Source organism: Kineobactrum salinum (assembly GCF_010669285.1).
In the GTDB taxonomy this organism is placed as follows: Bacteria; Pseudomonadota; Gammaproteobacteria; order Pseudomonadales; family Halieaceae; genus Kineobactrum; species Kineobactrum salinum.
Genome location: NZ_CP048711.1, coordinates 1,841,905 through 1,858,281 on the forward strand (window position 1 = coordinate 1,841,905; position 16,377 = coordinate 1,858,281).

Genomic DNA, 16,377 nt, shown 5'->3' on the forward strand with positions numbered 1-16,377 from the left:
GCTCCGCAAGCCAGCGGCCGCTTCCCCCCCATGGGGCGACGATGTAAAACATTCAATGCACTTGGCCCATCATACCCCGTTTATACGTTTCTTGTCAGGCCAGTCAGCGAGCAGTCACGGGCATCTGCCGGGGTTCTTCAACAAGTCCTGCCAACTGGTCTATCCTGAATGGTGCCCACACAGACACTCCAGTACTTCCATCCGGCCTCCAGACAAGGAACCCTGCACATGCCCGGCAAATTACTTCACGACCCCCTGGGACAGCGCCTGCCCATCAAACTGGACACCACCTCCAACGGCGAATTCCTGCCGGTACCACTGGCGCGGATCCATCACCGCGCCAACGCCCTGGCGCAGTCCCTCGCCACCAGCAACGCCCGCCGCCGCGGGCTCGGTCGCCGGAATTTCCTGGTGAGCGCCTGCGGCGCAGCGACCACCCTGCTGGCATTCAACAGCGCCTTTGCGGCCACGGGGCGCCGCGGTGGCTATTTCGAGCTGGAGGCAGAGGCGGCCCTGGACCCACAGCTTGCCAGCGCCCGCCTGGATGGCCGGGAATTCATCTTCGATGTGCAGGGTCACTTCGTGAACCCCGACGGCCGCTGGACCCGCCAGTTGCCGGACGATGCCCGACCGCTGCAGTCCATGCCCAAGGCCTCCTGCGCCGCCGGTGAGGGGCCGGGGCGGGCCTACCTCGACTGCCTCAACTCGGAACAGTTCGTCCAGGACGTATTCATGGACTCCGATACCGACCTGATGGTGCTGTCCTTCGTGCCCTCCCGCGCCGACGCCGAGCCGCTGACCATCGAGGAAGCCGCGGCCACTGCCGACCTGGTGGAAAGACTGGACGGCACTCACCGCTTGCTGCTGCACGGCCGGGTCAACCCCAACCAGGACGGCGATCTGGAGGCAATGGACCAGCTGGCGGAGCGCTGGGGTGTCTGCGCCTGGAAGACCTATACCCAGTGGGGCCCGGACGGCAGGGGTTTCTGGCTGGACGATGAGGACAGCGGCATACCCTTCCTGGAAAAGGCCCGCCAGCTGGGCGTGAAGATTGTCGCGGTCCATAAAGGCCTGCCCTTCGGGCAACAGTCCTATGAGCATTCCACCTGTGCAGATATCGGTCGGGTCGCCCGCCGCTATCCCGACATCAGCTTTCTGGTGTATCACTCGGGTTTTGTCACCGGCAGCGCTGAGGGCCCCTACGATCCCGAGCGCAGCGATGGCGTCGATTCGCTGGTGACATCGCTGCGGGAAAACGGAATTGCCCCCAACAGCAATGTCTACGCCGAACTGGGCAGCACCTGGCGCTATCTGCTGCGGGACCCGGACAGCGCTGCCCATACCCTGGGCAAGCTGTTCCTGGCGGTGGGGGAGGACAATGTACTCTGGGGTACCGATTCCATCTGGTACGGCTCACCCCAGGACCAGATTCAGGCCTTCCGCAGCTTCCAGATTGCCGAGCCACTGCGGGAGCAGTACGGCTACCCGCAAATGACGCCCCAATTGCGCGCCAAGGTGTTCGGCCTCAATGCCCTCAAGCCTTACGGCAAGTACGTCAGCGACCTGCTGCCGGGCTTCGGACTCGACCGGGTCGCCACACTCAGGGCCGAATACCGGCAACAGCCTGACCCGCATTTTCGGACCTACGGCCCCAGAACACGGCGCGAGTTTTTTAATTTGATGCGCTGGCAGCAAAGTTGAGTGCGCCGGCTGCGTGCAATCAAGGACGTTCCCAGGACTCGACCTCACCAGTACACACGGTAAAAATGCCGTGTGCATCCGGCACGTCCAGCCCCTGCCACTTTCGGTACAGCGCCGGGCTGCGCGCCTTCAGTTTTGCCAGTAGGTGGGTCCATTCGTATGCCATTTGGCCCGTGGTGACCGGGAGCGACACCGCCTTCCGGGCCGGTTGGATCTTGCTTTTGTCAAAGGAATACTCCCGCACCCTGGACTCCTCGTGGACGCCCTTCAGATAGTGCGAAATGGCTGCAATGGGTGCCGAATGGTTCTTGAAGCGCTCCAGCTGCGGATGATTGCGATAACCGCGCGTCTGCCCACACAGTACTGCCTGCGCCAGCAGGGCCTCCCGCCACAGCGCCACCAGCCCCTGGGGATCGAGATATTTAGGATGTAGCGACCACAGACGCATGTTTATGACTCCCAACGTTCACTTGCCTGGTCGTCCGCCACCACCTTATGCGGGCTTGCACGACCCGGCTACAACTTCATCTTGAACGGGCTCACTTGAATTTTGTTCGTATTCTTTGATTATGGATAGCGCAGCGTCGGTATCCTCATCGTCAACAAAGACATTTGCATAACCCATTGGCGACAACTCACCCACAGCTCCCTGTAGATAATGCCCACCGACATAGGCGTCAATACCGTCTGCCTTGAGCATGCCTGCCACGATATGTGCTTCGAGGATATCTGATGCTCTGTAGATAATATTCATGCCCGCACCACCACCGCTCCTGCCAGCTTGTCCTTCTGGCTGCACTGGTCAGTCGGGGCAGGAAAATCATTCATTGAAGCCTGCTCTGCCCGATAATACTGGCTGGCCCGTATCCTCGCACACCCTCAAGGCTCAAGCGTCCCCCGTCTGGGCCACGGCGAACAACACTCAATGAACCATCCGTCTCCAATACAACCGCTTCGACCTCTTCCAGGGACAGGATCGCCGATGCACGAACGGCAGAGCGCACCTCGTCCTCAGTGACGCGTGCATGGCGCAGCGAGGCCGGAATAAACTCGCCCCGATACAGCAGCAATAGAGGTTCTCCCGTTACAATCTGCCGCAACCATCGCACACGGACGCTCAACCAGGTGACGATGAGTTGGAGTCCAATCAGCAGAGCAAATGCCAGGATCCCATCGGAGAGCGGCACGCTTTTGTTTAGCAACACGGTAGCCAGCGTTGAGCCCAGGGCCACAGTTACGACCAGATCGAAGGCGTTCAGCTTTGACAGCGTCCGCTTCCCCGAGATACGCAGGAATACAACCAGCACCACGTAAGCCATTATGCCCACAGTCAAAGTGCGGACAAGACTTGACCACCCGCCAAAAACCATCCCTTCCATCTCTTTCCTCCTGCGCAGAGTATCTGTCTATTCAATCGGATGGATCGTAAAAGCACAGCCGGTCAGGACCGGATTTTTTGGCTTTATACATGGCCTGATCCGCGGCTTCCAGCAGAGCGGTCGGAGAGGATGCGTCCCGGGGGTAGAACGCCACCCCAATGCTGACGGAAACCCGGGCAGGCTGTTGCGCGATGTGGAAGGGTATTGTGAGCGCATCAAGGATAGTCTGGGCCACAAGCTCAACATCCTGGTGCTGCCTGGCGCCGATGAGAATCACGGTAAATTCATCACCACCCAGACGGGCCACCGTATCGTCCTCCCGGACACAGTCGCCAAGGCGCTGTGCCACTTCAAACAGCAAACGGTCCCCCGCCTCATGGCCGTACGAGTCGTTGACGTCCTTGAAGTCGTCGAGATCCAAGAAAAGCACGGCAAGGGGTAGCCCACTGCGCTTGGCGTGCTTGACCTCCTGTTCGAGGCGGTCGAGAAAAAGACGCCGATTGGGCAGCCCCGTCAGAAGGTCGTGGTGGGCGTTGTGCCATATTTTTTCTTCGGCGATCGCCTGTTCGGTAATATCCCGGGACATGCAGACAACCGCTTCGGTGTTTTTATCCTCGTCCAGCACGGGTGCAAGCAGATACTCGAACCTTTCCCCTTGGCCAGAGGCAAACCTGTGGACGAACTTGCCCCGGTAGGTGGCCTGCTCGGCAATCACCGTTTCCAGATTGCGCTGAAAATCAGAGGCGAATGGAAACCCGAGGTCAAAGGTGGATTTTCCGATGATGGCTGCGGACTCCAGAGCGAAGAGATCGGCCGTCGCCTTGTTTGCGTAGGCAAACCTGCCCTCGAGATCCAGCACATAAATCGGATCAGGCGATGCCACCAGCATGGCGCCGAACAGCCGGGTTTTCTTCTCTTTTACGGTCGCATACTGCTCCAGCGATTCGGCGACGGACTGGTCTATCGCTTCATGAAACCTGGTCAGGTCCTCCAGCTGCTGGCCGGAAATCGTTGCGTGAGCTTTGATCCAGTGTGACACCACGCTGGCACGCAGGGCCCGAAACTCGGAAGTCGTCTCCATGACGCTGAAGCCGCTGGTCTGTCGGTCGCCACCGTGCACTTCAGCCCAGGACTCACTCCCATCCTCCACCCCACAGCCTTTGGATTTGGCGGCCTGTTCGGATTTACTCTGGTATGAATCCAGATCGTCGGCAATCTCCAGAAGCATCTCCCTGGCGTGGTCGCGCAACCCGGCCCTGTTCATATACCTGGCATGAAGAATGGTTTTGGCGAATTCTTCCCAATCCTGAAGAATCGGCTCAATTTCTGCCCGGATAAAATCAGCTAACCGTACGTTCATCTGCATTTCTCTGGCCCAAAATGAAAACAGAAAGGATCTGGAGAGACGTCCGCCTTGTGCGAGATAGTTCGTATGGTCTCGCTCGGTTCGGGAGGGAATGCCGGTCCACGGAGTATGGACCGATACTGACATCGCTTCCATCGAGATATGCATTTGCCGCGGCGAAATTGCACCATCTGGTCTGCACACGCTTCTCCATCTGCGGGAGCCGGGCATTGAAGCTTCGTCAATCTGAAAAATTGAACTTGCCAGTCAATTTATATAATTTTCCAAACTGCCGGAGTTGCACTAACCTGTAGGCAGAATAAATACTGGAGCAAGCGTGAGCCGCTGCGGCCTGGCGACAGACGCACTGGCACAACACTGAGTCCACGGAACTGAATCCACAGAATAGGAGTAGCCATGACAAACATCGATATCGGCATCAACAAGAAGGACCGCACCGACATTGCACAGGGCCTGAAGCGCCTGCTGGCGGATTCCTATACCCTGTACCTGCAGACCCACAACTTCCACTGGAACGTTACCGGACCCCAGTTCCGGGAGCTGCACCTGATGTTCGAGGAACACTATACCGAGCTGGCCGAAGCCGTTGATGACATAGCCGAACGGATCCGCACCCTGGATGTTGTCGCTCCCGGCACATACAAGGCCTTTGCCAAGCTGAGCGCGATCAAGGAGGTCGAGGATGTGCCTGCCGCCAACGAGATGGTGAAGATCCTCACCCGGGGTCACGAACAGGTGGTGAAAACCTGTCGTGAAGCACTCAGCCTGGCCCAGGAGGCGAATGACGAGTCCTCCGCTTCGCTGATTTCGGACCGCATGAGGGTCCATGAAAAGACAGCCTGGATGTTGCGGGCCTTGCAATAACAGCGCTCCGGCCCAGCATTGAACCGCTCTGTGCCGGTCTCTTCGCGCCGCTCTGACCGGCTGCGGGGAACCAACCCCTGACCTGGCTCACCATTACCCTGTCCCTGGGAGGACTGGGTCTGTTGCTGCTGGGCATGGGCATGATGACCGATGGCCTGAAGGCGGCTGCCGGCAATTCCCTGCACAGCTTCCTGGACCGCTCCACCCAGACCCGCCTGCGCGCCGCGCTGACCGGGTTCGCCATCACCGCGCTGGTGCAATCCTCCAGTGCGGTCATTGTCGCTACCCTGGGTTTCACCAATGCCGGCATGCTGCGTCTGAAGCAGGCGGCGTGGGTGGTATTCGGCAGCAACCTGGGCACCACCATGACGGCCTGGATCGTGGCCCTGGTGGGCCTCAAACTCAAAGTGGAGTTGATCGCGCTGCCGTTGATCGGGGTCGGGATCCTGTCGCGGCTGTTTTTTCGCGGCCGCGGCACCCACATCGGTACGGCCCTGGCCGGTTTCGGCCTGCTGTTTCTGGGGCTGGGCATGCTGCGGGATGCTTTTATCGATGTCGCGAACTGGATCCCGATCGAGCAACTGGGCACCTCGGGTGCGGCAGGCATTGTGCTGGGCGTGCTCTGCGGTGCCCTCCTCACCGCCCTGATCCAGTCCTCCTCGGCAGCCCTGGCCATTATCCTGACGGCTTCGGTAACCGGGGTGCTGACTCCGCTGCTGGGAGCCTCGCTGATCATCGGTGCCAATATCGGCACCACCGCCACCAGTGTGCTTGCCAGCATTGGCGCCACTGCCAATGCCCGCCGGTTGGCGCTGGTACATGTCACCGAGAAAATCTTCACCGGCACCATCGCGCTGTTGCTGCTGGCGCCGCTGTGGTGGATATCCGAGTCGCTGGCCGGCGCCGCGGGGCGCACCAATATCAGCACCGGCCTCGCCCTGTTTCACACCCTGTTCAACCTGCTCGGCCTGTTGTTGATGTGGTTGCTGGCCGACCAACTGCTGCGGCGGGTCGAACACTGGGTCAAGCAGCCAGAACTGAGCTCGGAGAAACCGCGCTATCTGGACGATACGGTGCTCGCGCTGCCGGCGATGGGTGTCAGCGCCATGCAGTCGGAAATCAAGCGGGTCTTCAAGCAACTGCTGAGCCGCGGGCGCGGACTGATAGCGCCGGAGCAGGAGCCGCCCCCGAGGAGGATATCCGCACCGGGGTCCTGCTGGACGCGATCGCCGGCTACAGCAACCGGATCGGCGCCCAGCAGCTTGCCGATGGCCTGTCGGAAACCTTTCTCAACCTGAACTGGGCACGGGAAGAATGCGTACAGTTGCGGGAGTTGCTGCAGGAGCTGGCCCGCCTGCCTGCCGGGAACCTGCCGGCAGTGCTGTCCCCGGCGCTGCGGGAGGCCTTTCTGCACATCATGCGCAGTGGCGAGTTGAAACAGCTGGCCATGGCGGACCGCAACGCCTGCCTGCGCGATGTGAAGCGGCTGCGGCGCGAGCAGCGCTCCGCAATGCTGGCCGATATCCGCGAAGGCCGGATCAGTGCGCCCGAGGCCTCCCGCCGCCTGCACGCCATTGGCCTGCTGGAAGAGAGCGCCAAACATGTGCTGCGCATCGCCGAAGTCATCTACCCGGAGACGGAAACCGCCGAGCCGGCTGCGGCGCTGACACACAGATGACCCAAATGCGGTACCGCAGCATCTGGCGCAACCGGATTCCTGCCATTTAAAGCCTCGCGATGTTAGCATCCACTCTCGTAATGGGCAGAAAAACAGGCTCCCATCAGCGCCGAGCAGCTGCCCATGACACCGGATAGAATTGTCTGCACGCTGGCGCGCCAACGTGATCCCCACTTTTTATTGCCCGGTTTTGCTGCGCGGGTTCACATTCCTGCAGTTGTCGGCACCTGGGGCGTCGCGTATGGTCGCCGCTTGACACAAAGGGCGGCACTGAACTGACAACCCAGGTACTGAATGTGCGACTTGCGCCGCGATATATCCTCCTGCTATCGATCCTGGCGCTGCTGGTGCCGGGAGGGGTCCTTGCGCTCTCCCCGGACCGCCTGCCCAGCCAGTACCTGTACGATCGCTATGGCCGCGAGCACGGCCTGCCCTCCGATACCGTGTGGGTGGCACGCCAGGACCACGAGGGCTACCTCTGGCTGGGTACCAAGAACGGGCTGGCGCGCTTCGACGGGGTCCGATTCACCCTCTACAACAAGCAGGCCTACCCCGAATTTCTGTCGAATGACGTGCGCGACATCGAGATCACTGCCGATGGCAGTCTGTGGCTGGCCACCTATGGCGGCGGTGCGCTACGGCTGATCGACGGCGAGTTTGAGCCGCTGACCAAGGCGGACGGCCTGGCCGACAATGTGGTTCACGATATACATATCGGCAGCGACGGCGCGGTCTGGTTCGCCACGGCACTGGGCATATCCCGACTCCGGGACGACACCATTACCAACTGGACGAGCGAGGACGGGCTGGCCGACAACAGCACCTTTCGGGTCGGTGAGGACAGCAATGGCGACATCTGGGTCGGCACCCTGACCAACGGCCTCAGTCATTTCGACGGTGAAACTTTTCGCAATTACTCTGACGGCAGCGGCCTGGATTCCACCCAGGTGCATCTGCTGTTCGACGACCCGGAGCTGGGACTGATAGCCACCACCATCACCGGCAGCAGCTACCGGCTGGAAGCCGGGGGCCCCGCCTGTTGGCGGGGCCGCTGCAGGCACAACTGCCCTGGCATTCGGCGGTCCGCGACCGGGACGGCAACCTGTGGCTGGGCACCTATGGCCAGGGCCTGTGGCGCCTGTCGCCGGACCAGCAGTTGGAGGAGATCCCGCTGACCACCACGCAACCCGGGCACGTGTTTGAGCTGACCGAGGACCGCGAAGGCAATGTCTGGGCCGCTACCATGCAGGGCGCCTACCGTCTGCGGGATAGCGACTTCCTCCAGTTCGGCCAGCCCGAGGGTCTGGCCGACCCGGTTTTCGTGGTGACCCAAAGCCCGGTGGATGACGCCATCTGGGCCGGATCCGAAGGCAGCGGCCTGTTCCGGTTGGGGCGCGACGGCGACATTCGTCAGCTCGGCACCGAGCAGGGCCTGTCCAATATCAACGTATCCGCGCTGCTGGTGGACCCGGACAATACCGTCTGGGCCGGCACCTTTGGCGGTGGTCTCAACCGCATCGCCAGCGATGGCAGCATCAGCCACTTCAGCGTGGAGAACAAGCTGCCCGACAACCATGTCATGGGCTTGACCCGCAGCCGCGACGGACGTCTCTGGGTGGCCGCAAACGGCGGCCTGGGCTATCTTGATCCGGGGGCCGATGTTTTTGAGCGGCAGCATGGCTTGCCGGAGACCCTGCTCCGCCAGATCATGGAAGACAGCCGGGGAGCCCTGTGGATAGCCAGCAACAGCGGTCTGATACGGCTGCAGAACGGCGAATCCACCCTGTGGGACAGCAGCGACGGACTCGGCAGCAGTCTGGTCAGTACCACTTATGAAGATGCCGACGGGGTACTGTGGATAGGCAGCCGCGAGGCCGGGCTGGCGCGCCTGGAGGGCGACCGCTTGTTTCAGTACGGCCTCCAGCACGGCCTGCCGCAGTTGTCGGTGCTGGCCATTCTCGAGGACGACCAGGACACCCTGTGGATGAGCGGCGCCGACGGCCTGGTCAGTGTGCCGCGGGCGGAGCTCAATGCAGTGGCACGGAGCGAAGCGGACCAGGTCCGCGCGCAGTTGTACGATGAAACCGACGGCTTGCGTTCGGCCCAGTTCCTGGGCGGCTTCCAGCCTGCCGGCTGGCGGGCACGGGATGGCACCCTCTGGTTTGGTTCCAATCGCGGCCTGGTAGCGGTGGATCCCACCGGCTTCGAACCGGCGGCACCGGTCCCGCGACCGCTGATAGAGCAGGTACGGGTCAACGGCGAGGTCATCGCCCCGGCCCAGCCCCTGCAGCTGCCGGCGGACGCACATACCCTGGAGGTCGACTATACGGTGCCACGGCTGGGCAATCCCGAGGCGATCCGTTTTCGCTATCAACTGGAGGGTTTTGACCGCGACTGGCAGGATGTGGCCGGGCGTCGCACTGCCTACTTCACCGGCCTCACACCGGGGAAGACAACCCTGCATATTGCCGCCCATCTAAAGGACAGCGCCTTCGACCCGACGCGGCTGGAACAACAGGTATCCCTGGAGATCTACCGCGAACCCTACTGGTACCAGACCTGGTGGTTCCTGCTGCTGGCCTGCGCAGTAGTGGGCCTGGCACTGCTGGCAATCTATCGCTTTATCCGTCACCGGGCCGGCCTGCGCGAACGGCGGCTGGAATTGCTTGTCGGCCGACGCACCCGGGAGTTGCAGATCGCGCTGTCCCGGGTGGAAGAGATTTCCCGCATCGACAGCCTGACCGGTGTCGCCAACCGGCGCTTTCTGGACGAGAATCTGGACAAGGCCTGGAGCCAGTGTGCCGCCAAACAGGTGCCAGTGAGCGTCATCATGCTCGACCTGGATTTCTTCAAGCAATACAACGACAGTACCGGTCACCAGGCCGGCGATGACTGCCTGCGACGGGTGGCAGAATCACTGCAGGCCGGGGTATTGCGCGAGGGCGACCTGATCGCGCGCTACGGTGGCGAGGAATTCATTGCCCTGCTGCCCGGCGCCGACTCGGCCGCGGCACTCGCCGGTGCGCAGCGTATTCACAGCCGCATAGGCGCACTGCGCATTCCTCATCCGGACAGCCCTGTATCGGATTTCGTCAGCGTCAGCGTGGGTGTTGCCACCGCCTGGCCAGGCAGTGCACCCGGCACCCCGGATCTGTTGATGCAGCGTGCCGACCGGGCGCTGTACGCCGCCAAGAGTGGCGGCCGGGACCGGGTCAGCGTCTGGGAGCAGGGCCGGAGCAGCGGCTATGGTGCGCCGGATTAAAGCCCGTAGCCAGGAGGTGCGGTAAAGGCGCGGTGGTGCCGCTCCAACAGGCGGGCCGCTGCCAATGTATTGCGATCCCCCAGATATCGCGAGACTATCTGCACCCCCACCGGCAGGCCATCCAGCGTCAAGCCTGCCGGTACCATGGTCGCCGGCAGGCCGGCATTGAGGGTGAGCCCCGGCCAGCGCAGCATGTCGGTATAGGGTCGTTGTTCGGCGCTGACCGACAGGCTGCGCTCATGCATTACCGGGCTGTGATCGGGAGGGAAGGCAGCTATCGGGGCACAGGGACAGATCAGTACATCGAAGTCCTCGAAGAATGCCGTCCAGGCTGCCCGGGCCTGGAGCCGCAGTTCGTTCTGCCGCAACCACTCGCTGTGGCGCAGGGCCAATCCGCGCATTTGCAGCAGCGGCTCGGTCATATCCTCCGGGTCCGCGCCCGCGACCATCTCCCTGGACAGCTCGCACAACTCTTCAGGAATGGTCTCGGCTATCACCGCCATCATCAGCTGCATGAAATTGTGATGGTTGGCTTCCGGGTCGATATCGGGCCTTGCCTCCAGGTCGACGTGGGCACCGATATGTTGCAGGGTACCGGCCACAGTGTTGACGCAGCGCAGTACTTCGCTGTCCACCGGGCAAAACGGGTCGTCGGCCCATACCGCCACCCGCAACCCGGACGCCTCGGTGAAGCCAGCCGGGGGCAGCGTCAGCCGCCAGGCCGGAGCGTCCTGTGCCGATGGACCCAGCAACAGATTCAGGGCCTGCTCCAGATCATCGACGCAGATGGCCAACGGGCCGGCCACCGACAGGTCCGGCTCGGCAAGCACGTCTTCTCCGGGTGGCAAATGGCCTGCCAGGGAAACAATACCCTGGCTGCTCTTGTGGCCAAAAATCCCATTGAAGTGGCTGGGAACACGAATGGAGCCACCGATGTCGCTGCCCAGCTCCAGCGGAGTCAGGCCGGCCGCCAGGGCGGCAGCGGCACCGCCGGAGGAACCGCCGCAGGTGCGCGCGGGGTTCCACGGGTTGCGGGTGACTCCGTAGACCTCATTGAATGTCTGCACGTCACCGCTCATGAAGGGCACGTTGGTCTTGCCAAAGACGATGGCACCCGCATCCAGATAGCGCTGCACCGCGGCGGCATTGCGGGTGGGAATATGATCGCGATGCGCAGCACTGCCACCCACGGTCACCAGCCCCTCGGTGCAGAAGGCGTCCTTGATGGTCAGCGGCACGCCGTGCAGCGGGCCCCAGTCTTCACCACGGGCCGCCGCGGCATCAGCGGCAAGCGCCCGCTCGCGGGCCCGGGCCTCATCCAGCGCGACCACAGCGTTGATCTCACCATTGAAACGGGCGACGCGGCCGAGGAAGAAGTCCAGCACCTCCACCGAGGACAGGACACCGGCCTTGATGTCCCGGGCAATGGCAAAAGCACTGCGATAGAGTATCTGCATCGTTGTTGACCACCTGTCCCGACTGAGCCGCCAGTGGGCCCTGCGCAGGGCCCACTAGTGCAGCATAACACCGAAATTCGCCGTGAATCAGCCTGCAATCTGGTAACAGGGACGGTAGTCCCGCGCGCCCTCGCCCAGCTTCATCCGCTGCTGTTTCACCAGCAGCCGCAGCAACCGGTCGATGTTGGCCAGCAGCCGGGGTTCGCCGTGTAACTGATAGGGGCCGTGCAGCCGCACCTGCTCAATCCCGAAGGCCTTGACATTGCCCGCCACCAGGCCGGAAAACGCGCGCCGCAACTGTCCCGCCAGCTCATGCCGCGGCAGCTCGGGGCGCAGGTCGAGCGCGGCCATGTTGGCATGGGTAGGCAGGAACGGCTCCTGCAGATCCGCGGTAATCTCGAGCTCCCAATTGAAGTAATAGGCCTGCTGTGACCGCCGGCGACGCACGTGCTGGTCCTTGACCGCCTTGCGCACAGCGCGCCCGACCTCCTCGGGTGCCCCCAGAATGACCTGGTAGAACCGGCGCACATCCTCCCCCAGGCAGGCGACCAGGAAGTCCTCCAGCTGGGCGAAGTAGTCGGCGCAGTCCTCGGGCCCGGCAAACACTACCGGCAGGCTGTGAGCGTTGTCCGGGTGCAGCAGAATGCTGAACAGGTACAGGACTTCTTCCACGGTACCCACGCCACCGGGAAACACGACGATCGCATGGGCAAGCCGTACAAAGGCCTCCAGCCGCTTCTCGATATCGGGCATGATTACCAGTTCATTGACAATCGCATTGGGTGATTCCGAGGCGATGATACCGGGCTCGCTGATGCCGATATAGCGACCCTGCTTGATCTGCTGCTTGGCATGGCCGACAGCGGCGCCCTTCATCGGCCCTTTCATTGCACCGATACCGCAGCCGGTGACGATATCCATACCGCGCAGGCCCAATGCATAGCCGACCTGCTTGGCGTAATCGTATTCCTCGCGGGATATGGCATGGCCACCCCAGCAGACCACCATCCGAGGGGGCAGGTCGGGACGGACGATAGTGGCATTGCGCAGGATCCGAAAGACCTTGTTGGTGGCATCCGCGCTGTCGATCGCCACGCCCGAGGCCATTTTCATGTCGGTGTAGACGATGTCGCGCAGCGCCGCGAACAGATGTTCCTGGATGCCGCGAATCATGCGTCCATCGACAAAAGCCTGGCCGGGAGCGTTGAACAGTTCCAGACGCAGCCCCCGGGGCTGGGGAATCAAGCGTACGTCAAAGTCTGAGTAATCGGCGTAAATCTGGGCTGCATCGTCCTTGCTGCTGTCCGTGTTGAGAATGGCCAGCGCACAGCGGCGGTAGAGGTCGTACAGCTCGCCGCGGGCGGTGGTAAAAGCAGTGATCTCGGCTTGCGACAGCAGATTCAGGGAGCTGAGCGGATTGATGACGGCGTGGGCAATTTTTTCCATGGGCGGGGCGGAGTTCCTGTCCGGTTGGGGCGACGGCTCCGGCCGCCGCCATCTTTTGGGACGGTCTGGACAAGACCGTACGCCATTATAGTGCCCCCGCACTGTGTTGCGCCATCCAGCCAGGCGGGCCGGAGGCGCCAATAGAGCACGACAGTGCTGCGCCGTCAGCCGTTTCTGCTACCATCAGCTTACCGCAATACTGCACGAGGCCCTGCCATGCTCCGGATTCTGCTCTATATCATCGGCATCCCGCTGCTGTTGATCCTGTTGGCAGCGATACTGTTGCCGCTGGTACTGGACGAGGAACAGCTGCTGGCGCTGGCAGCCGAACGGCTGGAACAAAGCAGCGGTGCCCAGTTGACCGTGCACGGCGATTCCCGCCTGTCGCTGCTGCCACGGCTGGCACTGACCCTGGACGAGGCGGAGCTGGCCCTGCCTGGCAAAGACCAGCCTGATATAACAGTGCAGCGGCTGGCGGTGGAAGTACGCCTGCTGCCACTGTTGTCCGGCACAGTCGCGATCAAGGGCATCGAACTGGCGGGGCTCGTCGCCACCGTGCCGGCCCAGCCCGCCCAGCCCGCAGTAGACACCTCCACTCTCAGCGACGCCGAGCTGGACGCGTTTTATGAAGCACGCCGCCAGGCCGTGCGGGACGCTGCGGCGAACAGCGCCGGTGCCGCTCTCGGCCTGCCGCTGGCCCTGAATGTACAGCGTCTGAACATCAGCGATGCACGCATTGTGCTGCTCCAGGCCGACGGCGGCGAGCCCCGGATGATTGAGCTTGTAGCGCTGACCGCCACCGACATGAATCTGGCGGGCGAGCCAGCGGCACTGAATCTGCAACTGCGTATTCCCGGAGCAAATCCCGTCGCGCTGTCTCTGGATCTCCGTTTCAGCGCCGACCTCGACCAGCAGCGGGTGCAGCTGCAAAGCCTGGTCGCCGATATCGAGGGCGCAACCAGACAGCCTTTGCAGCTACGGGCGAGCGGACCGGTTGATCTGGAGCGCCAGGTCGCCGAGCTGGAGCTGGCACTGGAAAGCGGCACAATGACCGGCGCAGGCAACCTGCGCTATGCCAGCTTCGAAAGCCCGCAAATAGATACCACGCTGCAACTGAGCGAGCTGAATCCGGCTTTGCTGGTGCTGGCCGGCCCCGAGGCCGCGACTGAAGCCGGAGACGTAGAAGCGGACGGCGATGCGCCGCTGCCGCTGCATGCGCTGCGACTGGTCGATACCCGGGCGGCACTGCAGGTGGAGCGGGCGGTATTCGGTCTCCACAGCATCGAACAATTGCAGCTGAAGCTACGGGTGGTGGAGGGTATTGCCACGCTGGAGACGATTCGCGGCCGCCTGCATGGTGGTGAACTGGACGCCAGCGCCGTGCTCAACGGCCAGCACAATACTGCCCGGCTGGAAACCCGGGGCGAACTGACCGGGGCCGATACTGCACTGCTGCTGGCTGCGCTGGAAGCTCAACCGGTGCTGAGCGGCAGCGCCAGCCTCGACTGGCAACTCACCGGCAGCGGGCGCAGCCGCAATGAGCTGGTTCAGGGGCTGGATGGCACGGTGGAGCTCACTACCGGGGGGCTGGCACTGGAACAGGTCGGGATCGAGCGCCTGCTCTGCCAGACAGTTGCCCAGATCAATCAGGAGCCGTTGCAGACCGAGCTACCCACCCGCAGCGAGTTCGAATCGCTGACCGCCAGTATCACGCTGGGGCAAGGCCAGGCACTGCTGGCCCCGCTGCGGGCGGAGCTGGCCCACCTGAGCCTGCTCGGCGAAGGCAACTTCGATCTCGCCAGTGCTGAATTCAACGCCAGACTGGAGGCACAACTGTCGCCCGACCTGGCCAGTCTGGATCCCGCCTGCCGGGTGAACGAGCGCTTGACGGCGATTGCCTGGCCGGTGAACTGTAGCGGCAGCCCCGACACCGCACCCGCCGGCTGGTGCAAGGTCGACAGCCGCGAGATCATCCGCGAGCTGGCCAGCAGCGAACTGCAGCGCAAGGCCAGGGAGGAAGGCGGCAAGCTGCTGCAGCGGCTGCTGCAACGCGATCAGCCCGCCACAGAGGAGGACAACCCATGAAATTGCACCGCATGCTCACCGCAGCTGTGCTGGTACTGCTGACCCTCCCGGCCATTGCCCAGCCACAGTCCGCCCGGGAACTGATCGCCAGGCTCGACCTGAGCGCGGCGGATCACCCCGTGGATTCGCATCCGCGCTGGCAGCCCGCCCGTGTGGTCGTCACACTGCCGGCGGGCATGGCCAGCGCGATGCCGGATTATATCGACCAACTGCGGCAGGCCGCGGGTGATACGGAATTGGTGCTGGATGAATCCGGCAAGCCCTCGGCGGAACTGCTGGCCGGCGCTGATGGCTACATCGGATTTTGCACCAATGAGCTGTTGGCCAACGCAGACCCCGAGCTGTTGTGGATACACAGCTACGCCGTCGGTATGGACCGCTGCAGCGGCGCGGAGCCGGCACTGCTGGCGGACCGCATCTTCACTAACAACAAGCGTTTGTCCGCCCCACTATCGCGGAACATGCCATCGCCCTGTTGCTGGGTATCAGTCGCGGCCTGCCTGCCTATACCGCGGCCCAGGCCGAGCGCGAATGGCGCCGGGAGCTGTCGGCGGAACTGCATTTCGGCGAGCTGACGGGTAAGACCATGCTCGTCGTCGGCCTGGGTGGTATCGGTACCGAAATCGCGCGCCGCGCCCACGCACTGGGCATGCGGGTCACCGCCACCCGCAATTCCTCCCGCGAGGGACCCGATTTTGTCGCCTATGTGGGCCTGTCCGACGAACTGCACAAGCTGGCCGGCCAGGCCGATGTCGTGGTGAATTCACTGCCCCTGACAGAACAGACCACGGGGCTGCTGGACCGGGATTTCTTCGCCGCGGTCAAGCGCGGCGCGATTTACATCAATGTCGGCCGCGGCAAGACCACGGTCACGGAAGAGCTGATTGCGGCGCTGGAGTCAGGCCAGCTCTACGGTGCCGGCCTCGATGTTATCGACCCGGAACCGCTGCCGGAGGACAGCCCGTTGTGGCAGTTGCCCAATGTCATCATCACTCCGCATGTGGCCTCCGCTGGTGGTGCCAGCCGGCAGCGCACCGCACTGATCGCCGTGGAAAACCTGCGCCGCTATGTGGCTGGCGAGGCCCTGCTGAACCTGGTGGATATGGAGGCGGGCTACTAATCTGCCACCAGTGGGTGGT

The 16,377-nt window shown here is 62.8% G+C and carries 15 protein-coding genes; 9 read left to right on the top strand and 6 right to left on the bottom strand.

The window, feature by feature from the left end:
• Positions 1-228 precede the first annotated feature (228 nt).
• Positions 229-1,701: an amidohydrolase family protein gene (locus tag G3T16_RS07875; protein WP_163494566.1), complete on the top strand. Its 1,473-nt coding sequence runs from the start codon at positions 229-231 to the stop codon at positions 1,699-1,701.
• 19 nt (positions 1,702-1,720) lie between these two features.
• Here the strand turns inward: G3T16_RS07875 and G3T16_RS07880 are convergent, their stop codons facing one another.
• The 4 genes from G3T16_RS07880 to G3T16_RS07895 form a co-directional block, all read right to left on the bottom strand.
• The gene (locus G3T16_RS07880) at positions 1,721-2,149 is read right to left on the bottom strand and encodes a pyrimidine dimer DNA glycosylase/endonuclease V (RefSeq protein WP_163494567.1); all 429 of its coding nucleotides are present in this window, start codon (positions 2,147-2,149) and stop codon (positions 1,721-1,723) included.
• Positions 2,150-2,194: 45 nt separating this feature from the next.
• Complete coding sequence (locus tag G3T16_RS07885) at positions 2,195-2,455, bottom strand: putative signal transducing protein (RefSeq protein ID WP_163494568.1); 261 nt, start codon at positions 2,453-2,455, stop codon at positions 2,195-2,197.
• A gap of 70 nt (positions 2,456-2,525) precedes the next feature.
• Positions 2,526-3,080, bottom strand: a complete 555-nt coding sequence (locus G3T16_RS07890) for a DUF421 domain-containing protein (RefSeq protein WP_163494569.1) — start codon at positions 3,078-3,080, stop codon at positions 2,526-2,528.
• 31 nt (positions 3,081-3,111) lie between these two features.
• Positions 3,112-4,581 carry a diguanylate cyclase domain-containing protein gene (locus G3T16_RS07895; RefSeq protein ID WP_197911959.1) on the bottom strand — a complete coding sequence of 490 codons (1,470 nt, stop codon included), beginning with the start codon at positions 4,579-4,581 and terminating at the stop codon, positions 3,112-3,114.
• Positions 4,582-4,842: 261 nt separating this feature from the next.
• Between G3T16_RS07895 and G3T16_RS07900 the strand changes: the two genes are divergently transcribed.
• The 5 genes from G3T16_RS07900 (at position 4,843) to G3T16_RS21830 (ending at position 10,250) form a co-directional block, all read left to right on the top strand.
• Positions 4,843-5,310, top strand: coding sequence for a Dps family protein (locus tag G3T16_RS07900; RefSeq protein WP_163494570.1), 468 nt, complete (start codon positions 4,843-4,845; stop codon positions 5,308-5,310).
• Between the two features lie 122 nt (positions 5,311-5,432).
• On the top strand, positions 5,433-6,608 hold the full coding sequence (locus tag G3T16_RS07905; RefSeq protein WP_163494571.1) for a Na/Pi cotransporter family protein: 1,176 nt from the start codon (positions 5,433-5,435) through the stop codon (positions 6,606-6,608).
• Positions 6,609-6,634: 26 nt separating this feature from the next.
• Positions 6,635-6,988: a hypothetical protein gene (locus G3T16_RS07910; RefSeq protein ID WP_163494572.1), complete on the top strand. Its 354-nt coding sequence runs from the start codon at positions 6,635-6,637 to the stop codon at positions 6,986-6,988.
• A 296-nt stretch (positions 6,989-7,284) separates the two neighbouring features.
• Complete coding sequence (locus tag G3T16_RS07915; RefSeq protein ID WP_163494573.1) at positions 7,285-8,163, top strand: ligand-binding sensor domain-containing protein; 879 nt, start codon at positions 7,285-7,287, stop codon at positions 8,161-8,163.
• Complete coding sequence (locus G3T16_RS21830) at positions 8,052-10,250, top strand: ligand-binding sensor domain-containing diguanylate cyclase (protein WP_232059359.1); 2,199 nt, start codon at positions 8,052-8,054, stop codon at positions 10,248-10,250. Before G3T16_RS07915 ends, G3T16_RS21830 begins: the two co-directional genes overlap by 112 nt.
• Here G3T16_RS21830 and G3T16_RS07925 read toward each other — a convergent pair.
• Positions 10,247-11,707, bottom strand: a complete 1,461-nt coding sequence (locus G3T16_RS07925) for an amidase (protein WP_163494575.1) — start codon at positions 11,705-11,707, stop codon at positions 10,247-10,249. The two genes, G3T16_RS21830 and G3T16_RS07925, sit on opposite strands and share 4 nt — an antisense overlap.
• Before the next feature lie 87 nt (positions 11,708-11,794).
• Positions 11,795-13,153 (bottom strand): nucleotide 5'-monophosphate nucleosidase PpnN, encoded by a 1,359-nt coding sequence (gene ppnN, locus G3T16_RS07930; protein WP_163494576.1) that lies wholly within the window; start codon positions 13,151-13,153, stop codon positions 11,795-11,797.
• A 216-nt stretch (positions 13,154-13,369) separates the two neighbouring features.
• Here ppnN and G3T16_RS07935 point away from each other — a divergent pair, with 216 nt between their 5' ends.
• The 3 genes from G3T16_RS07935 to G3T16_RS07945 are packed head-to-tail and all read left to right on the top strand — an operon-like array spanning position 13,370 to position 16,358.
• Positions 13,370-15,238: an AsmA family protein gene (locus G3T16_RS07935; RefSeq protein WP_163494577.1), complete on the top strand. Its 1,869-nt coding sequence runs from the start codon at positions 13,370-13,372 to the stop codon at positions 15,236-15,238.
• On the top strand, positions 15,235-15,813 hold the full coding sequence (locus tag G3T16_RS07940) for a Rossmann-fold NAD(P)-binding domain-containing protein (RefSeq protein ID WP_163494578.1): 579 nt from the start codon (positions 15,235-15,237) through the stop codon (positions 15,811-15,813). Before G3T16_RS07935 ends, G3T16_RS07940 begins: the two co-directional genes overlap by 4 nt.
• Positions 15,714-16,358 carry a D-2-hydroxyacid dehydrogenase gene (locus tag G3T16_RS07945; RefSeq protein ID WP_163494579.1) on the top strand — a complete coding sequence of 215 codons (645 nt, stop codon included), beginning with the start codon at positions 15,714-15,716 and terminating at the stop codon, positions 16,356-16,358. Before G3T16_RS07940 ends, G3T16_RS07945 begins: the two co-directional genes overlap by 100 nt.
• The last annotated feature ends 19 nt before the right edge of the window (positions 16,359-16,377 follow it).